This window comes from Spirosoma arboris, from assembly GCF_009754945.1.
Taxonomy (GTDB): domain Bacteria; phylum Bacteroidota; class Bacteroidia; order Cytophagales; family Spirosomataceae; genus Spirosoma; species Spirosoma arboris.
Map to the genome: position 1 here is coordinate 1 of NZ_WPIN01000011.1, position 12,353 is coordinate 12,353.

10 protein-coding genes and 2 pseudogenes are annotated in these 12,353 nt (G+C 44.9%); 4 read left to right on the forward strand and 8 right to left on the reverse strand.

Going from position 1 to position 12,353, the window contains the following annotated elements; genetic code table 11:
* From GO755_RS25320 to GO755_RS25335, 6 genes and pseudogenes are all read right to left on the reverse strand, one after another.
* The coding region (locus tag GO755_RS25320; RefSeq protein ID WP_198174923.1) for a serine hydrolase domain-containing protein at nt 1–1,438 on the reverse strand (1,438 nt) is incomplete at its 3' end.
* A 251-nt stretch (nt 1,439–1,689) separates the two neighbouring features.
* Nucleotides 1,690–3,201 carry a serine hydrolase gene (locus GO755_RS25325; protein ID WP_157588106.1) on the reverse strand — a complete coding sequence of 504 codons (1,512 nt, stop codon included), beginning with the start codon at nt 3,199–3,201 and terminating at the stop codon, nt 1,690–1,692.
* 291 nt (nt 3,202–3,492) lie between these two features.
* The gene (locus tag GO755_RS25330; protein WP_157588107.1) at nt 3,493–4,284 is read right to left on the reverse strand and encodes a helix-turn-helix domain-containing protein; all 792 of its coding nucleotides are present in this window, start codon (nt 4,282–4,284) and stop codon (nt 3,493–3,495) included.
* A gap of 325 nt (nt 4,285–4,609) precedes the next feature.
* Nucleotides 4,610–4,786, reverse strand: coding sequence for a hypothetical protein (locus tag GO755_RS41880; RefSeq protein WP_262887028.1), 177 nt, complete (start codon nt 4,784–4,786; stop codon nt 4,610–4,612).
* Nucleotides 4,787–4,795: 9 nt separating this feature from the next.
* Nucleotides 4,796–4,990, reverse strand: a pseudogene (locus tag GO755_RS42050) (transposase); the annotation flags it as partial.
* The gene (locus tag GO755_RS25335; protein WP_317165964.1) at nt 4,902–5,609 is read right to left on the reverse strand and encodes an IS110 family transposase; all 708 of its coding nucleotides are present in this window, start codon (nt 5,607–5,609) and stop codon (nt 4,902–4,904) included. The gene GO755_RS25335 and the pseudogene GO755_RS42050, both read right to left, overlap by 89 nt.
* Nucleotides 5,610–6,165: 556 nt before the next feature.
* On the opposite strand from GO755_RS25335, the gene GO755_RS25340 reads away from it, so the two are divergent.
* The 4 genes from GO755_RS25340 to GO755_RS25355 all read left to right on the forward strand — a co-directional run bounded on the left by GO755_RS25340 (nt 6,166) and on the right by GO755_RS25355 (nt 10,591).
* Entirely contained in the window at nt 6,166–6,951 is a 786-nt protein-coding gene (locus GO755_RS25340) for a hypothetical protein (RefSeq protein ID WP_157588108.1), read from the forward strand.
* A gap of 405 nt (nt 6,952–7,356) precedes the next feature.
* Nucleotides 7,357–8,151 (forward strand): helix-turn-helix transcriptional regulator, encoded by a 795-nt coding sequence (locus tag GO755_RS25345; protein ID WP_157588109.1) that lies wholly within the window; start codon nt 7,357–7,359, stop codon nt 8,149–8,151.
* A gap of 158 nt (nt 8,152–8,309) precedes the next feature.
* On the forward strand, nt 8,310–9,809 hold the full coding sequence (locus GO755_RS25350) for a serine hydrolase (RefSeq protein ID WP_198174924.1): 1,500 nt from the start codon (nt 8,310–8,312) through the stop codon (nt 9,807–9,809).
* A 482-nt stretch (nt 9,810–10,291) separates the two neighbouring features.
* Nucleotides 10,292–10,591 carry a transposase gene (locus tag GO755_RS25355; RefSeq protein ID WP_157588111.1) on the forward strand — a complete coding sequence of 100 codons (300 nt, stop codon included), beginning with the start codon at nt 10,292–10,294 and terminating at the stop codon, nt 10,589–10,591.
* On the opposite strand, the pseudogene GO755_RS25360 reads toward GO755_RS25355, so the two are convergent.
* Together GO755_RS25360 and GO755_RS25365 are read right to left on the reverse strand one after the other, a co-directional pair.
* Nucleotides 10,527–11,947: pseudogene (locus tag GO755_RS25360) on the reverse strand (IS3 family transposase). The gene GO755_RS25355 and the pseudogene GO755_RS25360 overlap by 65 nt on opposite strands.
* Nucleotides 11,916–12,251, reverse strand: coding sequence for an SDR family NAD(P)-dependent oxidoreductase (locus GO755_RS25365; protein WP_157588112.1), 336 nt, complete (start codon nt 12,249–12,251; stop codon nt 11,916–11,918). Before GO755_RS25365 ends, GO755_RS25360 begins: the two are co-directional and overlap by 32 nt.
* Between the last annotated feature and the right edge of the window lie 102 nt (nt 12,252–12,353).

Here is a 12,353-nt window from a genome sequence, read left to right on the forward strand (position 1 = left end):
ATCTCTTTTCAAGATTTTGAAATATATTCCTTTCCAGCGTATAAAGAGTGCCCTGCCTTCCACTTTCATTTTGCAGAAATATAAAGCCAAGACCGAGCTGAGGATAAAAAGAGCAAAGAGAATTATACCCTGCATCATGACCACTATGATAAATCCATAACCCTTTTTCCCACGAATCAATTACCTGCCAGCCAAGACCTATTGAAAAATTCCTCACATCGCCCCAGCTTGGTTTATGGGACAGAAGAACGGCCAGGTCATTTTCTTTTACATTCAACTCGATATAGGTCAGCATGTCATTCACTGTAGATTTTACCGTAAAGAGCCCAGGAGTTGATTTTTGCATGGGTAGTATAGGCTCGCCTTTCTCATTATAAGGTGTTGCGAAACGGCTGCTGTCCTTGAGAGCTGTATTCAGTTTTGTATCGTTCATACGGAGCGAGCTTCCATAATAGTCATTAAAGATAGTATTTAACGATTTGCCATAAACTCTCTCCAAAGCCATTCCCAGAATTATAAAACTGCCTACCGAATAGTTACGTTCCACTCCTGGTAGTGTATCTATTTTTAACCGATGAAGATCATCTATAACCTTTTCTCTTGGGTAGGCATATAAGTAGTTCATAAAATCATTCCATGGCATGTGGTCAACATCCTTTGGGTAAGTTATAAAATTGAACTGGCGAAAACCGCCGGTATGGTTTGCCAAGTCAATCAACGTAACTGGATGTCCATGATAAGACAGGTTGGAGAAGTTGCCTTTTAAATAATTACGCACATCATCAGTTAACCGCATTTTTTTATCAACTACTGCCTTTGCCAATAACTGGGAAATAAACGTCTTTGCAATCGACCCCACCTGATAGATGGTATTGCCTGTAGGCAGAATTCCTGAGTTTTTTTTCACCTCTCCATAAGTATATACGTATTTGTTACCATCCTTGTAAACGCCGATAGAAAGCGAAACGGCTTCAGGATTGCACATATAAACAAGTGCATATTTGTGCACCACGGAATCGAGATTTGTTTTGAGTGGGTTGTTAGTTGGTATAGCTTGTCCAGTCATTCCGGGTTGCAAGATAAATTCGCCTATCCGATATTGCTTTATCATTCCATCTTCTGACCTGAGTTCTAATTTTGCCGTTTTATTTTTCCCTACCCAAGTAAAATATTTTACACTGCCAAGATCGTCTGTTAGTACAGTAGAAATAATATCACCGGTATTCCTTTTTTCTAATGAAAAATCATTTATACAATTCTCCTCCGACTGATGTGCAATAAAAAAATCATTTCCTAATTTATAAATCCCGTTGAAATCGTCCTTGTTGTAACAGGCAATCATTGAATCATTTAACTGTTTATATCTTAACAATGTGCTTATTTGTGCATAGGTGGTAGAGAATTGCAACAGACCGGCAAGGCATATAATAAATTTCATGTCGTGTAATGGCTGGGTATCTTTCTTTGATCGATCCGTGAATAAGTCCATAAAGTTTTGACATTACTTACTGCTTATGAATGTCTGAAAGGGCTTGCGAACTATAGACTCTTTACGGACTAACTCACGAATCAACAACACTAGTGTAAATGGAATAGTAATGTCTCTATTTAATAGAGACGTTGTCTAAAGCTTGCCTTACAAGCGATTTTAGGGGACTATCCAACATGCGTACGAAGTTGGACAGCCCTCTATTTAGTTCGCTCGAAAACGATATCACTTACCATTTCCTCAAGGGGCATAGTGATCGTTACGATCTTACCCTCGTTATCCGTAGTAAACCGGAGTCTTCCACCCGGCGAAGCTTCGAAGATATCATACGTAAAATGCTTTAGCACCAGATCGACCTTATTAAAGCGGGCTACCAGCTCGCTACCTTTTAAATGCACGTCAATCGTGCCATATCCTGGATTAAAATAGTTGCCCGTGTAGTCTTTCAACGGATGTGATAAAGGCGCGGGCTTCATTGGATTGGCGGATTGATCGGCATTGGGTTTATGGTTACTAGCATAATAGGTCTTATACCCCGGAAACCAGCTTGCCCAGTCGCCATTCGTACCAGGAAGATCAGTGCGCCCTTCGTTCAATAATCGATCCGAAAGATAGTCCCGGATCAAACTGGTGGCGTAGTCGCCAAATTCGTTGGACAACACCACGATGCCGACCCGGTGCGGGCTGCTGTACCCATTAGCATCTGGGTAAAAACACGCCGTCGAGTTAGAAAGCCGCCCGGTACCACTGTGTTCAACCCTGAAATGCCCCCCCCTAAAAGCGGACAAATACCAACCCAAACCATAACTGTAGTTATCGATCGGCATCTGCGGGTGGATGGCTTCTTTTACATACCAATCGGGGATAACCTGTTTATCCTTATACTTACCACCATTGAGCCAGGCGGTTAGCCATTTGCTCATATCCATAACGGATGAGACTATCCCACCCGCAGGGCAATTCGGATTCGGTTCATTGCCATAATCGCCTGCCATAATCTTTCCTGTTTGCTCGTCATAATAATAGCCTAGCGAATGATCGGGGCTGGCCATCAGGCCAGCGGCCGACAGATAAGTATTGGACATGTCCAGCGGCATCAGCAAACGCTCAGTCAGCGTTTGCTCATAGCTTTGCCCGGTTATTTTTTCAGACACCACACCCAGTACGGTATACATCAGGTTGTTGTAATGATATTTACCGCGCAGTTCCGTAAATGGCTGTAAATACCTGATCCGATTAATGAGACTGTCTCTGGGCTGTGCGTTGTCAAAGAAATCGGACACCTGGTCATGCCTCGGTAAGCCAGTACGATGGGCCATCAGGTCCCTTATGGTTGCATGTTCCGTCGTGTAATCGTTATAGAACCTAAACCAGGGGATGTATTGATGTACTGGTTGGTCCAGCCCCAGCTTGCCCGCTTCGGCTAGTATGCCGCAAAGGGCACCCGTAAAAGCTTTCGTGCAGGAGTTTATGGGGAACACGGTGTTGGGCGTCACCGGAAGCTTTTTCTCGTAATCACGGTAACCAAAGCCTTTGGCGTAAATAACCTTATCGTTCTCGACGACCGCTACGGCGAAGCCGGCAATATGGAATTGTTTTAATACACTATCGGCATAGGTATCCATATTCTTAAATCTAGGATCGTTGTTTGGGGTTTGCGCAACGAGTGTTCCTACCCAGAGCGATAAGCAAGCTAACAGATTGTGTTTCATGTCAATGTAGTTTGGAGCCAGCAAACATAGGCCAGTCCTTTCAATACCGATAGAATGAATTTAACCTACTCCAGAAATGAGTGTCAGCTAACAAACTGGGTTACGTTGGCTCGGTTTATTTTCGACTAGCCACAACTGATTGGCTCGACTTTTCCCCTAGACGTGAAAATAGTGCCCCGTAAGTAAATGATTAATAAAATACCCCATTGGTCTGCCCTCCAAAAGGAACTCATCCAAGTCGGATCAAACCGAAAACAGAGGTACTCCCTAAAACAGGATCATGTTAATTGATTATAGCTTTTGCCAAGCAGTGGGAAGCATGCCCGTAAACGATTTAAAATTGCGGATAAAATGGCTTTGGTCAGAAAAGCCACAGGCATAGGCTACAGACACGAGATCAGTTGGGGAAGATCGGATCATGCTAATCGCATGGCGAATCTTCAACATACGGCAATATTCGCCTAACGTATACGAAAAATAGATCGGGAAATACCTTGAGATAGTAACGGGATGGATACCGCAGGTGAGGGATAATTCTGCTAAAGTTATTTTTTCAGTCCATCGATCATTTAATATCTCTTGGACGATTTTTACCCATAATGGGATCCCCGGATAAACCAATTTGGCTTGTCCTAAGATCAAGTTTAATAGTAACATACGTAGTGAATCGGCAGAATGGGTATCCGGATTAGCTAATTCATCGTACGTTTTTAGCATTAGTATGCCCGTGAGTGGATGCTTTTTCAGGGCTTCGGAAACAGTACTTTCGTTAATACTATATAATGAAAAGAAGCTTTCGGATAGTTCAAAATTAATATGGTAAGAGGGGGTTATGACTTTTGTTATTTGATGGGGCTCACCAGCTTGATACCAGGTTATACTGCCTGGTGGACGCTCATAATGATCACGCTTAGCTTCGGCACACCCCCCCTTGAGCACAAAACTAAAATGGGCATTTTGGTGGTAATGTTTTACGCCATAAAAATCGTCGGGAGACATCAAGGTCTGGCTGACAATAAAATCGCCGGGTCGTATGCTATTAATCTCCCGGCTTATATGATCCCCTTCTTTCAAGATCTTCATAAGTTGGTAGGCTCAATTATCATACCAAATGCACAAGTGTTTATAAGTCACAAAATTAACTAATATAAACTTACCTGTTTTGTATCGTAAGCGGACAGTAACTGTCCATTTTCAATGATCCTGTATTAACACTATAGGTGCGTTTAAAAAAAGGTATGGCACGGGCCGCCCCGATAAACCACGGTCCGTCTCGGAGTCGCGCTCGACTTGCGGTCACAACGCGAAAATTCGAGTCTCAAATAAACGCCCGAATTATAGATACTCCCTTGTCTTAGTTGGGAGCGATTCCTATGAACAAAACAAGCCCCGCCAACTAAAAATTATTCTATTTCTCATGCACCGCCATATAAACCGTTCTGCGCTCCATGACAGCGACCATCCGATGCACTAATTTGTTCCGAATGGCATTGTAAACACTCATCTTGCGCTTCCCAGCCTCTACTTTCCGCTCAAAATAATCCCTCAATTCTCCTTTTGTTTTAACAGCGGCTAAGGCGGCCATGTGTAGGAGGTGTTTCAATTTGGTATTCGCCATCCGACTGACCTTTGTTCGGCCCCTCACCGAAGTGCCGGATTCATAAGCAAAAGGAGCAACCCCAGCATAGCTGGCCAGCTTTTTAGCGTCCGAAAAGCGGCCGGGCCGCCGGTGCGGTAAAATTGCTGGTGAAGATGAGCATAAACAAAGCCGTTTGTCGACCCACTCCAGGTATGCTCAGGAGTAAATCCATGTTCGATTTTAACTCTGGGGAGGCCTTGATGTGGCGCTCAATCTGAGCCTCAACTAGTTTGAGCTGCTTCTGTAAGCCAACTAATGCTACCTCACTGGTCTGTTGATGTAGTTTAAATTCTGCTAACAGCCCCATCGCCTGATAGTCCTGACTTAAATCTGTGAAGGCCTTGGCCATTTCCATTAAGCGTTCCCGTTGCTGGGCAAGCTGACGAACAGTAGCTAACACACTGTCCGCCAATTTGAATAGCCTCTGATCACGCTGATGGCGTATACAGTATTTGGCAATCAGTCGGGCATCAGCTTTGTCGGTTTTTCCACGCGTCAAGCCCAATGAACGTTTAATATGGACCGCCGATTGCAGCCATAAATTAGCGCCGATAGGATAAAAGAAGTTGATTATAGGCTGGCAATAGATGCCCGTATATTCCATACAGAACAACGTTGTTTCCAGCCCGAAGTCGGGCAATTTTTCCAGTTGTTTGAGCAAAGTTTCCATTCCAGCTTTGGAGTTGGGAATGGTGAGTTCAAGTTTCCGGTTTTCTAGTGCATCAATGACACAAACTGCATTGGTTTTCTTGCCAATATCAGTACCGATGAAGTACCGGGCCGCCGGTGCGGTTGTAAGTGATCATAGTTTAGCCTGTTAATGATACATATTATAAGTGCGCAGACAGATGAACGAAACCGCTCCGGCGGCCCGGTGTGATAGTAGGCCTTATGCCTCAATTCCTATAGGTTCCTTTTCTGCTTTCAAAGAGTGAGCGGAGACTGTATCGCATCGATAGGTCTACCACCTGGTTATGTGATTAGCTCGCCCCACTACTCCTTGAAATATCTCGTTTTTTAGTAACAAAGGCTATCAGTAAATCTTGGTTTTGTCTCAGAATCAAACCTAACAGTTTATATGAGATAAATAATTCGTTTCCATAAATCAGGAAAACCATCACCAGTTAGGTGACTTCGTGATTTTCATACGTCAAGTATCGATACCTGAATGCTAGGATACGATTAAATTCAAACGATACTCACCTTTTACAGTCAATGCCGATATACAACCAGAACCGGTTAACTCAACGACCTGACCTGCCTAAGGTTACGTTATGGGTTGCCTTACACCTTGATCGCTTACCCTGGTCTAAATCGATAAAAGCTTGAAAGTACTACTTACCTATGCGCTGGTCGCTCTTCTCTTCCTAGGCACACTCGCATCGTGTCAAGAGCCCAACGTCCAAGCCCCTCGGTATCGACTCAAAAAGTCGACCACTAGTACGACCAGTCGTTCGTCTCCACTTAGTTATACCACTATTACCAACTACAACTATAACCAAGCCAATCAACTGGTGTCTACCCGGACCTTTACGGGCTCGACGTATCTATATGCCCAAGATGACTATTATCTGACCTATAATGACACGGGATTATTAAGCCAGTCAGAGTGGAAACAGGACCCTGAATACCCAGGTCATACGCTCAATTTTTACAGGCGGTATTTGTATACTTACGATGCTCAGAATCGACTAATGGAGGTGAAAGCTACTAAAATTGTGCTTGGTAAAGCGATGCTGGAGTATGAAGAGCAGTATGTATACGGGAGCGGGAAGAACCCCACTAAAGGCGTTCGTAAAAATTACAATGATGAGGGTACACTATGGATGGAATTTACGGCCAGCTATTCTTATAACCAGGATAATGTGGCTAACGTGACGACAACTTACGCTACAGGCGGCCCTAGTAATACAATCCGTTATCAGTATGATGATCATCCCAACCCCTGGTATGGTGTGCTCATCAGTGGAGGGTATTCGGCCCATAATCTTAGCAAAAATAATCTATTGGTGAGCGGTCAGGTATATTCCTATAACGCCCAGGAACTGCCCATCCAAACAGTACAGATAGATGGCAGTGGGCAAACCGACTATGAATACGAAACCTACTGAGCTAGTTTAACACCTGAAATTGAGTGGGGCGTGATCTAGGCGGCCAATCTCTCACTTTTTTTTCAGTTCTCATTTTCTTAAAACGCCCATTTCCTGAAGCAGATAGATGAATTATTCGTCGTCTCAAGAAGGAGCATTTCCTAAGAACAAGTAACTGATGATTACAAAATGGTAAAGAGTTTACATTGTGTCCTATTACGAACAGGCTTTGTCCGAAACAGGACAAGAACAGTTAATTATATGGCTGATTATTAGGTCTTTACGGTAATGGCATGGCATTTGAAAAGCAGCTATTGAAAAGACAGGCCGGTTCACTAATGAAAATCAGTGCATTTCGTTGAGGTCACATCACTCAACTGTAAAACGTGGTCAGTAGCCAATATGACTAAAAAGTATGCATGATCTATGTATATACTGAACCAGGGTGAGTTCCTTGGCCACATTAGCCGACGCTTTGACACCCATCAGGGACTTACCCTTATTGAGACGGTTTACCACACCTATGTGTATCAGGGGAGCCATTTTCACCAGAATACTCATCTTACTTTATTCTTGCAAGGGGGCACCTTCGAGAAGCGAAAGCACCTGAGCGATGATGTCAGGCCCGGCAATTTACGCTTTTACTATAGCGGGGAGATTCACCAGAATCTGAACACCCGATTTCCGTCTAAAAATATCAATCTGGACATAAGTGCCGACTTTTTCAGTAAACAGCAACTCGACGAAGCGGATATAGACCGGGCGTTGGTCAAAAATCCGCACGCTAGGGCGATCCTGTTAAAAATGTACAAAGAAGCCCTGCTGCCAGATCGCTTTTCGAACGACAGCATCCTGATGCTGTTTCACCAACTGATCGATCCAACAACCAGCTTTCAACGAAAGAAAAAGCCAGCCTGGGTAATTCAGCTCAACGAGCTGCTACAGGATTGCTGGAGCGAGCCGACTTCGCTTGCTGAACTGTCCAGGATACTTAAGGTAAACCCAATTACGATCTCCAAACACTTTCCCCGTTATTTTGGCTGTACCTTGAGCGAATACATCCGACGGGTTAAGGTATCGCGTGCCTTACAGCGAATCCGACAGCCAGCCGTTTCGTTGACGGCCCTCGCTTATGAATGCGGTTTCGCCGATCAAAGCCACTTCACCCGGATACTTAAAGAGCAAACCGGATTTTTACCCAAGCAACTCCAAAAACTGTAGCTGTTCACAACAGGCAAATTTCATTCTATTCCAGGCTACTTACCGCCCGTAATTTCGCTCGACAGATCGACGCCACCATTCGTTGTTAATTACTGAAAAGTCCCACTACGTAAAACGCCAAATCAGTGACCATGGTAGAATCCCCTCGTATAAACAGTGTGAAATTAGCAATTGGATTACTAGCTATAGCCATCGTTTTGGGCCAATCTGTCTGGGCGCAGCCAGTGGTTACCCGTCTGGATAGCCTTTTTTCCGCCCGCCACAACAAATCTCAGCTTAGTGGAAATGTACTAATCGCCCAACAGGGGACTGTCGTGTATCAACGCTCATTTGGCTATGCTGACCGAGAGAACAAAATTCGGATGACTAAACCATCGCGATTTCATCTGGCTTCTACGAGTAAATTATTTACCGCCGTCGCTATCCTCCAACTAAAGGAAAAAGGGTTGATCAAGCTGACGGATCCCATCAGGAAGTATCTTCCTGATTTTCCATATACCCGTATTACAGTCTGGCATTTACTCACCCACACGTCCGGATTACCGGATTTCCAGATTTTCGAACCTTACTACCAGCAAGATCCAAAACGGATTCTAACCAATGCGGATTTGATTCCAGCCCTAAAACGCTATGGTAAAGTGTTGTTTGAGCCGGGTGAAAAATGGAGCTATTCCAGTCCGGGAACTGCTTTGCTGGCGGCTATTGTCGAGAAAATGACGCGCTTACCTTTTGAACAATACCTTAAAAAGCAGATCTGGACGGTGTCTGGTATGCACCATACGTACATTAATTCGTTAAGCGCGTTAGTTCATGACGAAAAACGGGTGAAAAACTATGCCTACCCGACGCTGTTCTCCGATAGTGTGCAACTCGCCGACTCCATCCCAAGACACCAGGAGTTTGCTCAGGAGTCCGGCGCGTTGATTGGACCAGGCTTAGTCGTCAGCGATATGGATGATCTGTTTCTCTTCGATCAGGCCTTGTCTGCGGGCAAACTACTGAAGCCAGCAACGATGGAGGAGGCGTTTACCCCCATCAAACTCAATAACGGGCACTATGCTCAGCCCGAACCGTTTTTAGGAAAAACGGCATTCGGACTTGGCTGGTTTATCCTGACCGAAGATCCTACTCGGAAAGTGGTTCTTCATACCGGCAAGCAGGGCGGTCTAGTATCCATTTTTATACGCGACCTTACCCGCCAACAGACCTTCATTTTACTGGATAATTCGGAGAGCTATGGGTTGAACAATACTACGTTGAATGCCATCCGGATAGTGGACAATAGACCCCTACTGGCGTTAAAAGAGTCGCTGAGCTTCATCTATGCCAAAGATATCATCAAGCATGGGACTGATTACGCGGTTAGCCATTTCAATCAATTGAAATCGGATACGCTTCATTATTATCTGAATCTGTTTGAGCTGGACTATGTTGGCCATCAACTGATGGCGAACCACCAAGCCGAACGAGGACTGGAAACGCTACGATTACTGACTCAACTGAATCCAGCGAACTGGTTTCCTTATTATAGTTACGGGAAAGCCTTATTGACCTCTGGCAAGAAGGAGGAGGCAGCCATGAGCTTAGCCAAATCGCTGTCGCTGTCTCCCGGCAATAAAGAAGTTCAGCAAGTAGTAGACCAGCTAAAAAGCAATTAGCTGACCGTGCTCCTGGCAATTTGGCCAATTGTAGTTCCTTACTGCCTTGTCGCTTACCGCAATCCGATCCTAATTCAACCTGGTGGGTGAATTACTGGAGAGATGTCGAGTTCGACTTAGGTAAAGGCGGTCTATTCTGCAAGCGGGAAATACAAATTTCTTAAGTTTTGTCCATCTCTTTGAATGTCCATTTCCTGAAGTATAAACATGAAAGTCCTTTGTCTCAGGAAGGAGCCTTTTACGAGATGAACTAATCATCGGCTATAAAACCGTTTGTAGACCAAATGAAGTGTCTGATGAATTGGAACGTTCAGGTAAGCCTGTGCATTTTAGCCGTGCTTAGTCCCATTCGAGGTGTCCATTTACGGATACAAGCTGTCCGTAAGTGGACAAGATTCTCGCTAAATTAGCCTCAGAGTATGTATTGAATAGTCTAAAAGTAAGAGTCCGTCTTATTTTGGAGTTACTAAGCTACCAAGATCATGAACCAATCGTTTCAAGAACTAACGGACTCTCAATGGCAAGTTATTCAACTAATTCTGAATGACAAACGCAAACGCTGGCATTCCCTTCGTACCATTATTAATGCCATTCTATGGATTAATTACACCGGATTGCAGTGGCGCGAATTAGATAAAATGACAGATGATAAACTACCTTGGTTGTACGTCGTCAACCGAAAGTGGACAGATGCGGGTGAAAAGAGAAGAGATACTTTTAAGTACTTTGTAAACGCTGAAAAATATGATTTTTCCGGCGTTTCAGCATTGATAACTGCTTAGTTTTTTGCCGTTCCGCTACGATTTGCTCTTGGCGACCCCAGTACGCATCAGCTGGACGTACATTCTCGAGTGATTCATGGTAGCGTTGGTGATTATAGTAAGCTACCCACTCCGTTAGGCGTTCTCTCAACTCATCCGGACTGTAGTAGTGCTCCAATAACAGCACATTTTTCTTCGACCGGTGATAGCGCTCGATTTTTCCTTGTGTCATGGGATGAAACGGCGCACTGCGAATATGCTCAATGCTTTCCCTTTCAGATACTCTTTTAAATGCCGAGACACGTAAGCTGAACCATTGTCCGACAGCAACGAGGTCGCTGATCAGCCCTCAGACTACTGGCTTTTAGAGCCGCTTGCATGGTTCGTTCCACATCTGTCGCCTGCATACCCGGACACAGTTCCCACGCTAAAATATAGCGTGAATAGTCATCCAGCACCGTCGAGAGGTAATACCATCCCCAGGTCTTGATCTTGAAATACGTAAAGTCGGTTTGCCAAAGTTGGTTGGGCGCGGTAGTGGGGTTGTAGAACTGATCAGCTGCTTCCTGCAGTCGATAAGCGGGAGTGGTAATTAAGCCCCGACTTTTTAGAATACGGTAAACGGTTGATTCTGAGACAAACCATCCTTCATTATCAACAATATAGCAAGCCAATTCCCGGCAAGACAGATCGGGTCGTTCTAAGGCTAGTTCGACCACACGGCCTTTCTCTGTAGGTGGCAGTTGGTTCCAAGCACTGGTGCGCCGATAAGCCGGATCAGCCAAGCCATCATAGCCACTCTCCAAATAGCGTTTGTACCACTGATAAAACGTCGACCGATTAATACCTAACTCCTTCAAGGTAGCTTTAACGCTCAAAGGCGATTGTTCGACCAACGTGATGATCTCCGCGCGGCGTCCGCTATCTTTTCGGACTGAGTCATGTGATGGTAGCGATTAATCGTCGGCTTTAAGCCGCGGTGGCGGACCACCTTTTTTTTAATACCCGATTCTCTAGGCTCAATTCAGCCACCAGTTGTTTGAGGGCTTCATTTTCTGACTTAATGGACTGTACTTCAGGTGCGGTAGCTTCGCGAGTAGTATCGCCTGCCAGTCGCTTTTTACCGGCTTCCAAAAATTCCTTACTCCAGCGGTAATAAATGTTGGTATTGAGTCCTTCCCGCCGACAGATCTCGGCCACTGACTGTTCGCCCTGCAAGCCTTCCAGGACAATCCGGATCTTTTCTTCAGCAGTATACTGACGTCGGGTCTGCCGCTGGATGTCTTTAATGATAGATAGGGCTGGTTTACATTCAGTAGCAGCCGAGGAGTTGGTAGCGGAACGCTTAGACGGGGATGATTTGACCGATTTGGACATTACTAAGGTGATTTAGGTGAAACAATTTAGGAAATTGTCTCTTCCCATTTCCACCCCATTTGTCCACTTTTACTTGACGACGTACACCATCGGCTTCCCGTGCACAGATGGCCAGGTTAGCTCCTTCCTGAGCCAATACTCTAGCCAGCTCAAGTCCTAACCCCCGCGACCCACCCGTAATGACGACGGTTTTACCCCGAAAATCCAGTTTACGTTTTTGGGCAAGAATGGCTTTGATGGCAGTCCAGGCAGTTACCCCGGCGACGGTCCATAGTACGGCTTTTGTCGGAATCGATATGCGCATGGTCTGAATATGAGTTACCTCGAAATAACCCTCCTCGCGACTAAAGGTTGGGGAAACAGGCAGAAATTGGCGAATGGTTCACGACTAAACCAGGTATGCTCC

Coding starts and splice junctions, on each gene's coding strand:
- GO755_RS25345 (WP_157588109.1), top strand. CDS start 7,357: ATGTATATACTGAACCAGGGTGAGTTCCTTGGCCACATTAGCCGACGC.
- GO755_RS25355 (WP_157588111.1), top strand. CDS start 10,292: ATGAACCAATCGTTTCAAGAACTAACGGACTCTCAATGGCAAGTTATT.
- GO755_RS25330 (WP_157588107.1), bottom strand. CDS start 4,284: ATGAAGATCTTGAAAGAAGGGGATCATATAAGCCGGGAGATTAATAGC.
- GO755_RS41880 (WP_262887028.1), bottom strand. CDS start 4,786: ATGGCCGCCTTAGCCGCTGTTAAAACAAAAGGAGAATTGAGGGATTAT.
- GO755_RS25325 (WP_157588106.1), bottom strand. CDS start 3,201: ATGAAACACAATCTGTTAGCTTGCTTATCGCTCTGGGTAGGAACACTC.
- GO755_RS25365 (WP_157588112.1), bottom strand. CDS start 12,251: ATGCGCATATCGATTCCGACAAAAGCCGTACTATGGACCGTCGCCGGG.